We start from the raw sequence: 15,706 nt of genomic DNA, 5'->3' as shown, positions 1-15,706 counted from the left end.
CGGTGTGTTCAGGTTCCGTCGTCGAGGCGCTGATCGGAGGCCATCTTAGCCGCCATGATGGCCGTGATAGGCAAGAACCTGAAGCCCAAGCACCGCGAGGCGGCTAAGGGGGTTTTGGACCGGATGGGCGGGGCCGGCGCGCCACGGCAAACACACACGGAGCGAGGCCGCGTGGAGGATCTGGCCATCTGAATCAGCGAGACACGGGCCAACCTGAGGAACAAGATCAACCGGGGCGGTTCACCGGGGGTTTCTTGCTCTAATGCTTGGCCGCGATGAGAGTGACGACGATCCGACTGGACGACTAATCCTAGGATGGGCGGCCGTCATGGCAGCTGCCGCCTTTATCGCTGCTACCTGGACTTCCGTGGAAACCGCTGGCGCGCACCGCGAGATGGCCAATCAAACGGCCGAGCAGCGCTGCGAGGAGAGGAGGGAAGGCACCTGCAAGAGCCTTGAGGCTGACATTCGTTCTGCGCTTGCCGCTGAAGCTGCCGCCGACCTCGCGATGCGACAGGTCTGGATTAGCTTCATTGGCCTTATGGGCCTGGGAGCGACCGTCTTTTGCGCGCGGGCCGCTTGGGTCGCGGCCCAGAGAAGCGCCAACACTGCCGACGAAACCCTCAAGGCCACGCGCTTGTCCGAACGGAGGCAGTTGCGGGCCTATGTCCACGTTTCCGAGTGCAGCTTTGCAGACACGCGACAGCACCTCGCCGCGTTCGTGAACTTCAGGAACTACGGCCAAACACCCGCGCATGACGTTTGGATAGAGCGGGCCGCTAGCGTCCGCGACTACCCACTAACCGAAATCCTCGCTCCTCTGGAGCGTTACGATGCCGTTTTCGACCTTGCGCCTACCGGTGAGAGCAACACGATGGTCCTGCCTTTCGCCGAGTGGGACGACCCAAGTCCTGGGCGCTTCGGAAGTGGTGGAACGGCTCTCTACATCCACGGGATCATCCACTACCGGGACGCGTTTGATGAGGCGCACGAGACGAAATTTAGGCTGTATGTGCGCAGTCAAACCGACACGGCTGTCCGTCCAGCTGATGGTGGAAATCAGGCAACTTAGTGAGCCGGCGACCGCTCAGGACCTGTTCATTTTCCACCATCGTCTCAGATGAGATACGCCTCTGCTCGTCAGCGATCGCCAGGTTGAATGCAATTGATGCATTGCCGAGCTACAGCGATTCCACCAGGGCCGCTGCCGCCTTCGCCTGGTTGGCCAGGTGCTCGCGCCAGGTGATGAACAGGGTGGAGACGACCACCACGCCGGCGCCGACGACGGTCCAGATCCCGGGGACTTCGTGGAAGAGGGCGAAGCCCACCATCACCGTGAAGACCAGGCGGATATAGTCGATGGGGGCCATGGCGCCGGCGTCGCCGATGGACATGCCCTTGATGTAGCAGCCCTGGGTGATGGTCCCCAGCACCCCCATCAGGGCCAGCAGCAGCAGGTCGAAGGGTTCGGGCCAGCGCCAGGCCAGGAAGGCGCCGGGCAGGGCGAGCACGAGACCCAGGCTCGCCGACCAGACCAGCAGCACCATGGGGGCGTGGTCGCGGGTCATCACCTTCATGCCGGTGATGGTGAGCGCGAACAGGAAGGACGAGGCCAGCATGGCCAGGGCCGGCAGGCCGATGGCGAAGGACCCGCCGACGCCGGGCCGCAGCATGATCAGCACGCCCAGGAACCCCACCACGGCGGCGCCGATGCGCAGGGGCCCCACCGGTTCGCGCACCACGAAGAAGGCCAGCGGGACCAGCCAGAGGGTGCGGGTGAAGGAGAGCGCGTTGGCGTCGGCCAGCGGCATCTTCTGGAAGGCGTAGAAGGAGAGGATCATCCCCACCGTGCCCGCCGCCGAGCGGAAGATCAGGATGCCGGGCCGGGTGGTGGCGAAGGCCGCGCCCCTATGTTTGAGGATCACCGGCAGCATGATCAGGAAGCCGAAGAACTGCCGGTAGAAGGTCTGCAGCGAGGCCGCGTAGTCGTCCCCCAGATACTTGATCAGGGTGGTCATGGCGGTGAAGCCCAGGGCCGAGGCCACCATCCACAGGGCGCCGTGCAGGTTGGGCGACAGGCGGGCCTTGGGCGTCGCCTCAGCGCTCACGGATCCACCCGGTGACGGAGAGCCGCTGGGCGCCGGCGAAGCTGGCGACCTGGGTGACGGCGTGCTGCTGAGGCACGCGGAAGATGTTCAGGGCGTTGAAGGTGGGGGTGTAGGCCTCGCTCACGTGGCCGTCGGCGTCGTGGAAGGCCAGCAGGCCGCCCCAGTCGGGCCGCCAGGCGGGCGTGAAGTTCAGCACGAAGGCGTAGAGCCTCTTCTTGCCGGCCACGTCGTCGTCGTGGGCGGTGAGGAAGTCGCCGGGGCGGTAGCGGGTGGCCTGGGCGTCGGCATAGGCGCAGCGCGGGTCGCCGGTCAGCGTGCGGATGAAGGCCAGGAAGGGCTCGCTGTTGATCAGGTCGTAGAGGCCCTCCAGGGGCGCCAGGGCCCCGCCGGTCCTCTGGCCCGCCTCCATCAGGTCCGACAGCCGCCAGGCGTCGAACTGGTATTGGAAGCCGGTCCGCCCGCCCTCCAGGATCGCCGCCTCCAGCTCCGCCCGGCGCTCGGGCGGCATGGCGGCCAGGGTCTCCAGCGCGATGTCGTAGCTCTTGCCCGCCGCGGTCAGCGACCGGTGGTAGGGGGCGGCCGTCAGCGCCGCATGGATGGCCAGGGCGTCCTCGGGCCGGAAGACGCCGGGCAGGTGCAGGCGCCCGAAGCGGGCGAAGGCCGCGTGCAGCTTGCCGGGATCGAGGCCCCGCGCCAGCTGCGGAAGGGCGGCCTTGCCCGCCATGGTCAGGAGGTCGCGCCCGGCGCGGGCATCATTTCGCCGAACAGGGCGGCGAAGGGCGAGCCGGCCTCCGGGTCCCAGGAATGGCGGCCGCCGACGGTGATGCCGCCGTCCACCACGATGTGGGTCCCCGACACGAAGGCCGCGTCGTCGGAGGCCAGATAGAGGGCGGCCCTAGCGATGTCGTCGGGCATGCCGGCCTTGGGCACCGGCTGGGCCTTGGCGGCGTTCTCGGCGACGCGGGCGGCCATCTGGTCCGCCACCTCGCGGGGCAGGCCGAGCGAGGCGCCGAAGATCGAGGTGGCGATCAGGCCCGGGCAGATGGCGTTGACCCGGATCTTCTGCGGCGAGAGCTGGGCGGCGGCCGCGCGGCTCATATGGATGACGCTGGCCTTGGCGCTGGAATAGGCGATGGGGCCCCAGCCCGCCTGCAGGCCGGCGATCGAGGCGGTGTTGATGATCGAGCCGCCGCCGCGCTCCAGCATCAGGGGCAGGGCATGCTTCATGCCGAGCGCGGGCCCGCGCACCAGGACGTCGAAGATCCAGCTCCAGCCGTCGGCGGTGATCTCGGCGATGGAGGTCATCCGGTCGGAGATGCCGGCGTTGTTGAACAGGATGTCGAGGCCGCCGAAGGCGCTCTTGGCGAGCTTCACAGCGGCCTCGATCTCGGCCTCCTTCGTCACGTCGCAGTGGGCGTAGACCACCTTGCCGGGGAACCGCTTCTCCAGCATGGCGCCCTTTTCGTCCTGGATGTCGGCGGCGACGACGCAGGCGCCCTCGGCCACGAACAGCTCCACCGTGCCCAGGCCGATGCCCGACGCGGCCCCGGTGATCACCGCGACCTTGCCCTCAAGACGTCCCGCCATTTCGCTTCCCCGTTTCTTGTAACTGATCGGCGATCACTAAAGCTCAGACGCCACGACGTCGAGAGGCCCCACAAGGTGTCATCCCGGAAAGCCGCGCGAGCGGCTTGTCCGGGACCCAGACGCGCGGGGCGTGCCGGCAAGGCCGGTGTCTCTGGGTCCCGCACTTGCGCGCTGCGCGCTGCATGCGGGATGACACCTGGGTGCTAGTCGACCGTCACCACGACCTTGCCCATGGCCTTGCGGCTGCCCAGGTGGGCGATGGCGTCGGCGCCCTTGGAGAGGGGGAAGCGCTCCGAGACGTGGGGCTTCACCTTGCCCTGCGCGTAGAGCTTGAGCAGTTCGTCGATGGACTGGGCGAACAGCTCGGGGTTCTTGGTGGTCCAGGTGCCCCAGAAGACCCCGACGATGTCGCAGCCCTTCAGCAGGGCCAGGTTCAGCGGGATCTTCGGGATGTCGCCGGCGGCGAAGCCGATCACCAGGTAGCGGCCTTCCCAGGCGATGGAGCGCAGGGCCGGCTCGGCATAGTCGCCGCCCACCGCGTCATAGATGACGTCGAAGCCGTGCTCACCGCCGGCCTCCTTGAAGAGGGCGCCCAGCGCCTTCTGGCCGTCGCGGTCGAAGGGGCCGCGGCCATAGACGACCCCGGCGTCGGCGCCATGGGCGATGGCCAGGTCGCACTTCTCCTGGGACGAGCAGGCGGCCACGACCCGGGCGCCCATGGCCTTGCCCAGCTCGACCGCCGAGAGGCCGACGCCGCCGGCCGCGCCCAGGACCAGCATGGTGTCGCCGGCCTTCAGGTGACCGCGGTCCTTCAGGGCGTGATAGCTGGTGCCGTAGGTGAGGATGAAGGCGGCGGCCACGTCGTGGGGCATGGAGTCGGGGATGTGCCACAGGCGGTTGGCCGGCAGCAGGACCTCCTCGGCCAGACCGCCCCAGCCGGTGTTGGCCAGGATCCGGTCGCCGACCTTCACATTGGTGACGCCCTCGCCGATGGCCTTGACCACCCCCGACAGCTCGCCGCCCGGCGAGAAGGGGCGGGGGGGCTTCATCTGGTACTTGTCCTCGATCATCAGCACGTCGGGGAAGTTGATCCCCACGGCCTTGGTGCTGATCACCGCCATGCCGGGACGGACCTCCGGGGCCGGAACGTCCTCGTAGCTGAGGGTCTCAGGACCGCCGGTCGTCTTGCTCAGAAGGGCCTTCATCTTCGTCTCCCCGGACATCGTTTTTCGAAAGTCGGCGGACGCTAGCGCAGCCCCTTCCCTTGCGAAAGTGCGGTCCGAACATTTGTTTGATCCCCTGCGGCGTCAGGCCGATTTGGCGCGCGGGGCCGGCGGCCCTATATTGCGAGCCTTCCAGCCAGCGAGTTTTCCCCTTGGGCGTCACCCTCGATCTTTCGCGCGCCACCGTTCCGGCGCCGCCGTCCAAGCCGAACCTCTGCGGCCTGACCCGCAAGGGGCTGGTGGAGACCCTGGTGGCCGCCGACGTCGTCCCGGCGCCCAAGGCCAGGATGCGCGCCAACCAGATGTGGCGCTGGATCCACCACTACGGGGTCACCGACTTCGAGGCGATGACCGACATCGCCAAGGAGACCCGCGCCGTTCTCGCCGAAGCCTTCAGCCTGGCGCGCCCGGAAATCGTCGAGCGCCAGGTGTCCAAGGACGGCACGCGCAAGTGGCTGATCCGCATGGCGCCGGGCATCGAGGTGGAGACCGTCTATATCCCCGACGTCGGGCGGGCGGGCGCGCTCTGCGTCTCCTCCCAGGTGGGCTGCACGCTGAACTGCACCTTCTGCCACACCGGCACCCAGGCCCTGGTGCGCAACCTGACCGCCGCCGAGATCGTGGCCCAAGTGCAGGTGGCCCGCGACGACCTGGAGGAATGGCCGAGCCCCAAGGAGGACCGCCGCCTCTCCAACATCGTCTTCATGGGCATGGGCGAGCCGCTCTACAATCTCGACAACGTCGCCGACGCCATCGACATCATCGCCGACGGCGAGGGCATCGCCATCTCGCGGCGGCGGATCACGGTCTCCACCTCGGGCGTGGTCCCGGAGCTCGAGGCCCTGGGCAATCGCACCCAGGCCATGCTGGCCATCTCCCTGCACGCCACCAACGACCCCCTGCGCGACGTCCTGGTGCCGCTGAACAAGAAGTACCCCATCGCCCAGCTGATCGAGGGCATCCGCGCCTATCCGGGCCTGTCCAACGCCCGGCGGGTGACCTTCGAATATGTGATGCTCAAGGGGGTCAATGACAGCCCGGCCGAGGCGCTCGCCCTGGTGAAGCTGCTCAAGGGCCTGCCGGCCAAGATCAACCTGATCCCGTTCAATCCCTGGCCGGGGACCGACTATGTCTGCTCCGACTGGGGGGCGATCGAGAAGTTCGCCGCCATCCTCAACCGCGCCGGCTACGCCTCGCCGATCCGCACCCCGCGCGGGCGCGACATCCTGGCGGCCTGCGGCCAGCTGAAGAGCGAGAGCGAGAAGGTCCGCGCCAGCGCCCGGCGCAAGGCCGCGCCCGAGCCCGTGGACTCGCCCGCCGCCTGAACGATTTTCGCCCCGGCGCCCGGTCCGTGCTAACCAAGCGTCACCTTCGTCCTTCGCCCAAGGATCCCGATGCCGCCCGCGCTTCAGTCCCCTGAGATCCAGGCCTTCGCCACCGGCTTTCCCATCACCCTGCTGCACGCGGGCCTGACGGTCCTGATCCTGTTCCTGGGCAGCGCGCTGTACATCCTGCTCACCCCGCACCGCGAGATCGCCCTGATCCGCGAGGGCAATTCCGCCGCCGCCCTGTCCCTGGCGGGCGTGATGATCGGCCTGTCCATTCCCCTGGCGGTCTCGCTGACGGCCTCGACCTCCCTGATCGAGATCGGCATCTGGGGGGCGTCCACGGTGGTGGTGCAGCTGCTGATCTTCCGCATCGTCGACATGATCCTGCGGGGCCTGCCCCAGCGGATCGAGGAGGGCGAGCTCTCGGCCGCCGCCCTGCTGGTGGGCGCCAAGCTCGCCACCGCCCTGATCCTGGCCGCGGCCGTGGCCGGCTGAGGCGCCCATGCACTTCCCCAAGCTGCCCGACTGGCTGGTCTATTCGGCAGTGGTCCTGGCCCTGCTGATCGCCGCCATCGGCCGCCAGGAGCGGGCCGACGCCCCCCCGCCGCCGCCGCCGGTGCCGGGGGAGGAGGGCATGCCGCTGGGACCCGCCTCGCCGTTCGATCCGTCGGTGGTGGTGGACGTGCCGTCCAAGGCCGAGCCGGGGCTGGGCACCGCCTTCTCCGTCGCCGACCGCGGGGTCTGGGTCACCGCCCGCCACGTGGTGGACGGCTGCACCCAGGCCGCCATCGTGGTGGCCGAGGGCCGGGGCGTCGCCGCCCGGGTCCGCATCGACCAGCGCGGCGAGGCCGCCATCCTCACCACCGAGGGGGGCTCGGCGCCCCTGCCCCTCGGCCTGGACGAGAAACTGCACCGCGGCGACCGCGCCTACCATCCGGGCTTCCCCCAGGGCCAGTCCGGCGAGGCCACCTCCCGCCTGCTGGGGCGCGAGAACCTGGTGGTGCGCGGCCGCGGCGCCCGCACCGAGCCGGTGCTGGTCTGGGCCGAGACCGGCCGCACCGACGGGCTGAAGGGGACATTGGCGGGGCTGTCCGGCGCGCCGGCCCTGGACCGGGCCGGCCGGGTGATCGGGGTGACCGTGGCCGAGGCCCCGCGCCGGGGCCGCATCTACACCACCGCCCCGGAGACGCTCGCCTCCACCTTGTCGGAGGCCCATGAGCGCCCGGCCAGTTTCGCGGTGGGCGAGAGCGTCACCACCGACAACTACGGCCGCGTCGCCGACAGCCTGCGCCGCGACCTGCGGGTCGCCCAGGTGATCTGCCTGTCGACGACCTAGGCGGCTGCGGGCTCTTCCGGCTCTTCCACGCTCTTCGGGGTCCGGGCGGCGACGATGAAGACCAGGACGATCCCCACCACCCCGAGCAGGGCCGAATAGACGAAGAAGACCACGTAGCCCGAGCCGAGCGCCGCCGGGGTGACGCCGGATTTCTCCACCGCGCTGGCGAAGGTGGCGGGCGGCAGGCCGGTGAACAGGGACTTCAGGCCGGCGAAGGCCCCGCCCTGGTCGGCGGCCTTGGCGGCGCCCTCCACCACCTTGCCCGACTGGGAGGCCACCAGCTTGCCCAGCAGGGCGTAGAAGGAGGAGAACATGGCGTACTGGGTGGCGGTGAAGCCCTCGCCGGTCAGGCTGGACATGTAGGCGATCAGGCAGGTGCCGGCGAAGCCCGAGGCGATGTTGTCGATGCCGATGGCGACGCTGAGCGCCCAGAGCTGCGGCCCCTGCAGGGCCAGCCAGGCGAAGACCAGGTTGGAGATCGGGCCCGCGAAGGCGCCGATCACCATCGAGCGCATCAGCCCCAGGCGCGCCACCGAGAAGCCCCCTAGGCCCACCCCGATCACCGACATCACCACGCCCAGCACCTTGCGGACCTCGGCGATCTGCAGCTTGTCGAAGCCCAGGTCGATGTAGAACGGGTTCATGATGTTGAGCACGAAGTCGCTCAGCCGGTAGACGCAGATCAGGGCCAGGATCAGGCCGGCCAGCTGGCCATAGCGGCGGAAGAAGTCGATGAAGGGCGCCCCCAGAGCCGTCGACAGGTAGCGCCCGGGCCGCGTGGGCAGGCCGGGGATGGGCAGGGCGGCCACCACGATCAGGGCCACCCCGGTGAGGATGCCGCCCACCTGGGCGAAGACCCCGAAGGGCTTGGCCTCCCAGGCCGCCTTGATGGCGTCCCCCAGCTCCGGCCGGCCGAGGCTGGCGGTCACCGATTGCAGCACCGTGGCGTTGCCGGCCAGGCCCGAGCCGAACACCAGGGCGCCGACGACCACGATGGCCAGGCGCAGGGCCCACTCGATCCCGTCGCGGGCGGGGACCGAGGGGACGCCGGCGAAGTCGATCTCGCGCATCTCGTGCTTGGCTTCGCGGGGGGCGCCCAGCACCCCCAGGACGCCGACGACCATCAGGGCCGCCATCAGGGCGTAGGACAGGCTCCAGCCCACCACGTCGGACATGGCGAGCGGCACGACGCCGGCCACGATCATGGCGATGCGGTAGCCCCACTGGTAGGCCGCGGCCATGGCGCCCTGCTTCTCGGTGGCGGCCGCCTCGATGCGCCAGGCGTCGATGACGATGTCCTGGGTGGCCGAGGTGAAGCCGACGAAGACCGCGAAGGCGGCCATCAGGCCCAGACTGGTCTTGGGATCGACCCCGGAGATCAGCCACAGGCCCAGCATGATCAAGGCCTGGCAGACCAGCATCCAGGAGCGGCGGTGGCCCAGCCACTTGGTCAGGACCGGCACGGCGGCCCGGTCGATCAGCGGCGCCCAGAGCAGCTTGAGGGAATAGGCGAGCGTCGCCAGGCTGAAGAAGGCGATCACCTCCAGCGACAGGCCCGCGTCCCGCAGCCAGGCCGACAGGGTGTCGAAGATCAGCAGGTTGGGCAGGCCGGAGGCGAAGCCCAGCGCCAGCATCACCAGGGCCCGGCGCTCGCCATAGACGGCGATGGCGCTCCAGACGCTGCGTTTCGGCGCGGCTTCGATGGTCATGCGGCTTCCCCCGGGCAGGCGTCCGGGGCGAGCCCCGACTCTAGCCGACCTTGGCGCGGTCCGCGGTCTCCGTCCAGCCGCCGCGGCTGAGCCTGGCCAGCACCCCGCGCAGGGCGTCGGGGGCGAGCGGCTTGACCAGGAAGTCGTTCATCCCGGCGTCCAGGCAGGCGTGGCGGTCATCCTCGAAGGCGTTGGCGGTGAGCGCCACCACCGGGGTGTCGACTCCGGCGGCCCGCAGGGCGCGGGTGGCGTCCAGGCCCGACATGCCGGGCATGCGCATGTCCATCAGGATCAGGTCGTAGCGGCCCACCTTCAGGGCCGCCATGGCCTCCTCGCCGCCGCCGGCGTGGTCGACCTTGCAGCCCTCGCGGGCCAGCAGGGTGCGGGCCAGCAGGGCGTTGATGGCGTTGTCCTCCACCAGCAGCACCCGGGCGCCGGGCGCCATGGCGGGCGCGATGCGTTCGTCCTCCGGGGCCTCGGCGCGATGGGGGCCTTCCCCCAGCACCGCCAGCACCCGCTCGGCCACCGAGGCCCGCCGCAGGGGCTTGATCAGGTAGCCGGCGAAGCCCTGGGCCCGATAGCTGTCGATCCGCGCCCGCTGGTCGGGGGGCAGCAGGATGATGGCCGGCCGGGCGTCCGGCGGGCAGCTGGGGGCGAGCGCGTGGTCCACCAGCAGCACCTCGGCCATCCGGTCCTGACCGTTGACCGGCACGCCGCCGGCCGCCTCGATCTGCCGGCGGGCGGATTCGGCCACCACGGGGTTGGGGGACATGACCCCCACCACATGGCCGGCCAGGGCGGCCTCGGAGGTTCCGCCCAGGCGCGGGAAGGCCGCCTCGAACCAGAACAGGGCCCCGCCGCCGGGGGCGTCCTCGACGCCGACCTCGCCGTCCATGGAGGCCGCCAGCTTGCGGGCGATGGCCAGGCCCAGCCCCGCGCCGCCGAGCTGGACCCCGTCATAGGAGGGGTCGGCCTGGGCGAAGGCCTCGAAGATCGTCTCGCGGGCCGCCTGGGTGACACCGGGCCCGGTGTCGGCGACGCTGAAGCGCAGCCGGCCCTTCGCGCCCTCGGCCACGGTCAGCAGGACGCCGCCGGTCTCGGTGAACTTCACGGCGTTGCCGGCGAAGTTGAGCAGGATCTGGCGCAGCCGGCCCTCATCGGCCAGGGCCTGGCCGATGCCGGGGGGCGCGGCCCAGGCGATCTCCAGCCCCTTTTCCTGGGCCCGCGGCGAGAGCAGCTCGCTGACCGAGCGCAGCAGGCCCTCCACGTCCATGGTGGCCGGGTGCAGCTCGATCTTGTCGGCGCCCAGCTTGGCGAAGTCCAGCACGTCGTTGACCAGGCTCAGCAGGTGTTCGCCCGACTCCCGCAGGGCGGCGACATAGGCCTTCTGTTCGGCGGTGAGGCCGGTGCCCTCCAGCAGGCGGGCCATGCCCAGCACGCCGTTCAGGGGCGTGCGGAACTCGTGGCTCAGGGAGGCGAGCTGCTCGGCGCTGACGCGGGCGTCGGGGGCGGGCGGGGCGGTCGGGATCGTGCGGGCCATGGGATGAGCCTAGGCGCCGGCGGCTTAACGGTCGGTCAAGCGCCCAGGTGTTCGGCCATCTCGCGGGTCAGGGAGATCAGGGCGTGGCGGGTCGAGCCCCGGCGGATGGCGGCGAAGGCCTCCAGCAGCTCCTGGGCGCCGGGGGCCGCCAGCAGGGCCAGCACCGCCTCGGCGTCGCCGCCGGCCGGGCTCTCCTCCCCCACCAGCCAGCCCACCGTGGTCTCCAGGGCGGCGGCCACGGCCACCAGGGTGGAGCCCGAGACCCGGTTGGTCCCGCGCTCGTACTTCTGGACCTGCTGGAAGGTTACGCCGATCCGCTCGGCCAGGGCGCCCTGGCTGATCCCGAGCGACTTGCGTCGCAGGCGGATGCGGGCGCCGATCGCGAGGTCCGTGGGGTGGGGTCCGGTGGCGTCGTCGAGGGGCATGGCCGCTCCCGCAAATGCCTGAAGAAAAAGCGAAAGTCCGTAGCTGCGCCGTTACGGCTGGACGAACGTCCGCGCGAGTCGTTAGCTTGCCTGGCTTGGGGCTGAGCGCAAGACATGACCGGGAATCCCATCGAGCTTTTGACGCCGCGAGAGCGTGAGTGTCTGCGCCTGGTGGACCGTCACCTGAGCTCCAAGCAGATCGCCCGCGAGCTGGGGATGTCGAAGACCTCGGTGGACACCTATTGCGACCGCGCGCGCCGCAAACTCGGGGTCGACGACCGCTACGCCGCCGCCCGCCGACTGGCCGACCATGACCGGGATGTCCTGATCGCGTCAGGACAGGACCCGATCAGGACAGACAATCGCCCCTTCCCGCCGCCTTCTGAGGGCGACGAGGGAGACCGCGAATATGACCGACTGGATGCGAGCCCTGCTGGAGGTGGATCCCGATCAGCGGGACTGGGAGGACCTGGAGCAGCGGGCCGCGCTCAACCGCGCGCTGCGGCTGGCCCGGGAGGTGGCGGCCTTCGAAGCCCGCTGGCCCGAGACGGAGGCGCGGGAGGCTCCGGCTCCGGCCTTCACCTGGACCCAGCTGGAACGTCAGCTCGCCGACCTGGCGGGCTGTCCGGTGAAGGCGGAGATGGCCCGGGACCTGGTCTCGGCCACCCGCAAGATGTCGCGGTTCAAGCCGCCGGAAATGGTCCTGCGCGAAATCCTCTGCATGACCTGGGCGCTCTTGGACGAGGGCTTTCAGCCCCCTCAGGAGGGATCGGCCGAAATGCCCTAAGTCCCGCCGTCAGACTGGGGCTGATCGGTCTTATCGCCATCATCACCGCCCTCGCCTTCGGGGGGATGCTGGCCGGCCTGCACGCCCTGCAAGACCTCGCCTAACCAGACCTCAAGCCGACAATTTTCAGCAGCAACGCGCCGGGGGCTCTCCGGCGCGCAGGAGATCGCTCATGCTCAAGCAACGCCGCCTCATGGCCGACCAGGTCGCCGCCAGCCTCTTCGAAGCCGAAGCCGCCATCGACGCGGCGCTGGCCAAGGCCGCCGCCCTGGCCGGGATCATGCCGGGCCTGCGCGGTGAAGCCGGTATCTCGGCCCTGATCGGCCAGGGCGCCGTGGAACGGGCCGGCGAAGCCTTCGCCGCCCTGGCCACCGCGCGCCGCGCCATCTGCGAGACCCATATGGAGCTCAGCATCGCCCAGAAGCAGATGGGCCTGGGCGCGGTGATGTACGGCGACTCCCTGCCCAAGCCGCAGATGACCGCCGGCGACGCGCCGAACCTGCGCGCCGTGGCCAGGGCCGGGCGCGCCGCCTAAAGGCCGCTACTCACCACCGGCGGCTTCTGACAAGATCGAGCCCCTGACTAGGGATTGCAGGGGCTCGATTCTCTTGGTCTTCGCCACGCTCGCCCAACAGACCTGGACGATCCTGATGTTCCTGGTCTCCGGCTTCGCCCTGTGGCGGGGCCGCGGGCCGGAGCGGGTCATCGCCCTGGCCAACCTGGCGGCCTGGATCCTCACCCCCCTGACCTACCGCACGGTCCTGCTCGATCCCCAGTGGGGGGTGTTCATCGTCGATGCGATGTTCTTCGGCGTGCTGGTCTGGTTCGCGGTCACCACCGACCGCAATTGGCTGTTGTTCGCCGCCGCCTTCCAGCTGCTGGCGGTGGTCACCCACATCGCCATCGCCGTCGATCCCGGCGTCCGCACCCTGGCCTATTTCCGCGCCCTGGTGATCTGGAGCTATCTGGTGCTGGGGGCGCTGGCGATCGGCGCCTGGACCGCTCACCGCGAGCGGCGGACGGGTCTAGCCGACGGGACTTAGGCCGCCGGCGCCCACCCGGCGGTAGATCAGCGCCTCCGCCACATGCACCCGCTTGATCGCGCCGCCCCCCTCCAGGTCGGCGATGGTGCGGGCCAGGCGCAGGGTGCGGGTCCAGCCCCGCGCCGTCAGGCCATTGGCCTCGGCGGCCTTGGCCAGCAGGGCGCGGGCCGGCGGATCCAGGTCGGCGATGGTCTCCAGCCAGTCCCCCTCGGCCCGGGCGTTGATCGGCTCGGCCCGCTCGTGGCCGGAGCGGGCGGCCCGCTCGGCGGCCAGGTCCCGGGCCCGGGCCACCCGGGCGGCGGCCTCCGCGGTGCCCTCCGACGGCGCGGGGAGGGCCAGGTCGGCGGCGCTCACCGGCGGGACCTCGATCTGCAGGTCGACGCGGTCGAGGAAAGGCCCCGAGACCTTCATCTGATAGTCGGTCTGGCAGCGCGGGGCTCGGCCGCAGGCGCCGCGGCCCGGCCCGCCGTGGCCGCACTTGCACGGGTTCTGCGCCGCCACCAGCTGGAAGCGGGCCGGATAGCGCACATGGGCGTTGGCCCGGGCGACGATCACCTCGCCGGTCTCCAGGGGCTGGCGCAGGCTGTCCAGGGCCTGGGCCGAGAACTCCGGCAGCTCGTCGAGGAACAGCACCCCGTTATGGGCCAGGGACACCTCGCCGGGCTTGATGCGGACGCCGCCGCCGGTCAGCGCCGCCATGGTGGCCGAGTGGTGGGGGCTGCGGAACGGCCGGGCCCGGGTCAGCTCGCCCCTGGCGATCAGGCCCGCCACCGAATGGATCATCGAGGTTTCCAGCAGCTCGGCGGGGGTGAGCGGCGGCAGCAGGCCGGGCAGGCGCGCGGCCATCATCGACTTGCCCGAGCCCGGCGGCCCGGTGAAGGCCAGGTTGTGGCCGCCGGCCGCGGCGATCTCCAGGGCGCGCTTGGCGTTCTCCTGGCCCTTGACCTCCCGCAGGTCCGGAACCCGCTCGCCGTCGATCATGGCGCCTGGCCTCGGCGGCGCCAGCATCTGGGTCCCGCGGAAGTGGTTGACCAGGGAGATCAGGGAGGGGGCGGCCAGCACCGGGGTCTCCCCGGCCCAGGCGGCCTCGGCCCCGCAGGCCTCCGGGCAGATCAGGCCCAGGCCCATGGCCCCGGCGGCCACGGAGGCCGGCAGGGCGCCGGCCACCTGGACGATCCGCCCGTCGAGGGAGAGCTCGCCCATGGCCGCCCAGTCGGTCAGCCGGTCGGGCTGGATGACCCCCATGGCGGCCATGACCGCGAGGGCGATGGGCAGGTCGTAGTGGCTGCCCTCCTTGGGCAGGTCGGCCGGCGCCAGGTTGACGATGATCCGCCGGCCCGGCAGCGACAGGCCAAGTCCGGAAAAGGCCGCCCGCACCCGTTCGCGGCTCTCGCCGACGGCCTTGTCGCCGAGCCCCACCAGGATGAAGGCGAACTCGCCGCCGGTGAGCTGCACCTCGACATCGACGCGGCGGGCCTCGACCCCCTGGAAGGCCATGGTGACGACGCGCGCGGCCATGTCTCACGTCCTCAATTTGAGCATGATTTATCCACAACCCCAGCACGCGGCGCGGGTCGGATCAAGAACAAAAAAGGAACCTAATGAGAAGATGAGATGATTCCGTCACCTAGGACGGTCTTCTCACCTCACAAGCTAGACCTTGGCGCGAAGGGCTTCAACCCGTTCCCACATCACCACGGTGGCGTCGACGCCGGTGAAACGCTTCAGGGCGACGGCCCCGGTGGGGGAGGTGACGTTGATCTCGGTGAGGAAGTCGCCGATCACGTCGATGCCGACGAACATCAGGCCCCGGCGCTTCAGCTCCGGCCCGATGATCCCGCACAGCTCGCGGTCGCGGGCGGTCAGCTCCACGGCCTCGGCCCGGCCCCCGACGGCCAGGTTGGAACGGATCTGGCCGGCGCTGGGCACCCGGTTGATGGCGCCGACCGGCTCGCCGTCCACCAGCAGGATGCGTTTGTCGCCCTTGGTGACCGCCGGGATGTATTTCTGGGCGATCACCGGCTCGCGGCTGATCATCCGGTGCAGGTCCAGCATGGCGTCGAGATTGGGGTCGTCCGCCAGCAGCCGGGCCACGCCCGAGCCGCCGGCGCCGTTCAGGGGCTTGAGCACGATGTCCCCCTGGCGGGCGCGGAACTCGTAGATCGCCTCCAGGTCCGAGGTGATCAGGGTCGGCGGCTGCACGCCGGGGAAGGTGGTGACGAACAGCTTTTCCGGGGCGTTGCGCACCTCGGTGGGGTTGTTGACCACCAGGGTCTTGGGGTGGATGGCGTCCAGGAAGTGGGTCGAGGTGATGTAGGCCATGTCGAAGGGCGGGTCCTGGCGCAGCAGGACGACGTCGAACTCCGACAGGTCGCGGACCTCCCAGGGGCCGAACCGGGCGTGGTCGCCCTTCACCGCCTGGACGGTCACCGACCGGCCCCGCGCCGTCAGGGTCCCGGTCTCCAGGGCCATGCGCTCAGGCGTGTAGACCCACAGGCTGTGCCCCCGCTCCTGGGCCGAGAGCATCATCAGGAAGGTCGTATCGCCTTCGATATTGATCCCCTCGAGGGGGTCCATCTGCACGGCGACCTTCAAAGACATGGGCGGGCTTCCTGAACGG

16 protein-coding genes and 1 pseudogene are annotated in these 15,706 nt (G+C 70.3%); 8 read left to right on the top strand and 9 right to left on the bottom strand.

The window, feature by feature from the left end:
* Positions 1-328: 328 nt before the first annotated feature.
* Entirely contained in the window at positions 329-1,072 is a 744-nt protein-coding gene (locus ACO06I_RS15975; RefSeq protein ID WP_421933548.1) for a hypothetical protein, read from the top strand.
* Between the two features lie 109 nt (positions 1,073-1,181).
* Here the strand turns inward: ACO06I_RS15975 and ACO06I_RS15970 are convergent, their stop codons facing one another.
* From ACO06I_RS15970 to ACO06I_RS15955, 4 genes are all read right to left on the bottom strand, one after another.
* Positions 1,182-2,048: a DMT family transporter gene (locus ACO06I_RS15970; protein WP_421933642.1), complete on the bottom strand. Its 867-nt coding sequence runs from the start codon at positions 2,046-2,048 to the stop codon at positions 1,182-1,184.
* A gap of 49 nt (positions 2,049-2,097) precedes the next feature.
* On the bottom strand, positions 2,098-2,832 hold the full coding sequence (locus ACO06I_RS15965; RefSeq protein ID WP_421933547.1) for a 2OG-Fe(II) oxygenase: 735 nt from the start codon (positions 2,830-2,832) through the stop codon (positions 2,098-2,100).
* Between the two features lie 2 nt (positions 2,833-2,834).
* Entirely contained in the window at positions 2,835-3,695 is an 861-nt protein-coding gene (locus tag ACO06I_RS15960) for an SDR family NAD(P)-dependent oxidoreductase (protein WP_421933546.1), read from the bottom strand.
* A gap of 203 nt (positions 3,696-3,898) precedes the next feature.
* The gene (locus ACO06I_RS15955) at positions 3,899-4,900 is read right to left on the bottom strand and encodes an NADPH:quinone oxidoreductase family protein (protein WP_421933545.1); all 1,002 of its coding nucleotides are present in this window, start codon (positions 4,898-4,900) and stop codon (positions 3,899-3,901) included.
* Positions 4,901-5,070: 170 nt separating this feature from the next.
* Here ACO06I_RS15955 and rlmN point away from each other — a divergent pair, with 170 nt between their 5' ends.
* From rlmN to ACO06I_RS15940, 3 genes are all read left to right on the top strand, one after another.
* Positions 5,071-6,243 carry a 23S rRNA (adenine(2503)-C(2))-methyltransferase RlmN gene (gene rlmN, locus ACO06I_RS15950; RefSeq protein WP_421933544.1) on the top strand — a complete coding sequence of 391 codons (1,173 nt, stop codon included), beginning with the start codon at positions 5,071-5,073 and terminating at the stop codon, positions 6,241-6,243.
* 69 nt (positions 6,244-6,312) lie between these two features.
* Entirely contained in the window at positions 6,313-6,741 is a 429-nt protein-coding gene (locus ACO06I_RS15945) for a DUF350 domain-containing protein (protein WP_421933543.1), read from the top strand.
* 7 nt (positions 6,742-6,748) lie between these two features.
* Positions 6,749-7,582 (top strand): S1 family peptidase, encoded by an 834-nt coding sequence (locus tag ACO06I_RS15940; RefSeq protein ID WP_421933542.1) that lies wholly within the window; start codon positions 6,749-6,751, stop codon positions 7,580-7,582.
* On the opposite strand, the gene ACO06I_RS15935 is transcribed toward ACO06I_RS15940, so the two are convergent.
* From ACO06I_RS15935 to ACO06I_RS15925, 3 genes are read right to left on the bottom strand one after another with little or no spacing between them, the layout of a single operon-like run.
* Positions 7,579-9,291 (bottom strand): AmpG family muropeptide MFS transporter, encoded by a 1,713-nt coding sequence (locus tag ACO06I_RS15935; RefSeq protein WP_421933541.1) that lies wholly within the window; start codon positions 9,289-9,291, stop codon positions 7,579-7,581. The two genes, ACO06I_RS15940 and ACO06I_RS15935, sit on opposite strands and share 4 nt — an antisense overlap.
* 40 nt (positions 9,292-9,331) lie before the next feature.
* Positions 9,332-10,831 (bottom strand): response regulator, encoded by a 1,500-nt coding sequence (locus ACO06I_RS15930; protein WP_421933540.1) that lies wholly within the window; start codon positions 10,829-10,831, stop codon positions 9,332-9,334.
* Between the two features lie 35 nt (positions 10,832-10,866).
* Complete coding sequence (locus ACO06I_RS15925; RefSeq protein WP_421933539.1) at positions 10,867-11,256, bottom strand: helix-turn-helix domain-containing protein; 390 nt, start codon at positions 11,254-11,256, stop codon at positions 10,867-10,869.
* A gap of 114 nt (positions 11,257-11,370) precedes the next feature.
* On the opposite strand from ACO06I_RS15925, the pseudogene ACO06I_RS15920 reads away from it, so the two are divergent.
* The 4 genes and pseudogenes from ACO06I_RS15920 to ACO06I_RS15905 form a co-directional block, all read left to right on the top strand.
* Positions 11,371-11,541 (top strand): annotated as a pseudogene (locus ACO06I_RS15920) (response regulator transcription factor); the annotation flags it as partial.
* 124 nt (positions 11,542-11,665) lie between these two features.
* A complete protein-coding gene (locus ACO06I_RS15915; protein ID WP_421933538.1) occupies positions 11,666-12,043 on the top strand; it encodes a hypothetical protein in 378 nt (125 codons plus the stop codon).
* Between the two features lie 172 nt (positions 12,044-12,215).
* Positions 12,216-12,578, top strand: a complete 363-nt coding sequence (locus ACO06I_RS15910) for a hypothetical protein (protein ID WP_421933537.1) — start codon at positions 12,216-12,218, stop codon at positions 12,576-12,578.
* A gap of 73 nt (positions 12,579-12,651) precedes the next feature.
* The gene (locus ACO06I_RS15905) at positions 12,652-13,086 is read left to right on the top strand and encodes a hypothetical protein (protein ID WP_421933536.1); all 435 of its coding nucleotides are present in this window, start codon (positions 12,652-12,654) and stop codon (positions 13,084-13,086) included.
* Here the strand turns inward: ACO06I_RS15905 and ACO06I_RS15900 are convergent.
* Together ACO06I_RS15900 and gshB are read right to left on the bottom strand one after the other, a co-directional pair.
* On the bottom strand, positions 13,069-14,604 hold the full coding sequence (locus ACO06I_RS15900; RefSeq protein WP_421933535.1) for a YifB family Mg chelatase-like AAA ATPase: 1,536 nt from the start codon (positions 14,602-14,604) through the stop codon (positions 13,069-13,071). The genes ACO06I_RS15905 and ACO06I_RS15900 overlap by 18 nt on opposite strands.
* A gap of 135 nt (positions 14,605-14,739) precedes the next feature.
* Positions 14,740-15,687, bottom strand: coding sequence for a glutathione synthase (gene gshB, locus ACO06I_RS15895; RefSeq protein WP_421933534.1), 948 nt, complete (start codon positions 15,685-15,687; stop codon positions 14,740-14,742).
* Positions 15,688-15,706 lie beyond the last annotated feature (19 nt).

The sequence above is a fragment of the Phenylobacterium sp. genome (assembly GCF_965229015.1).
Classification (GTDB): domain Bacteria; phylum Pseudomonadota; class Alphaproteobacteria; order Caulobacterales; family Caulobacteraceae; genus Phenylobacterium.
This window is presented reverse-complemented; position numbering and strand designations above follow the sequence as displayed.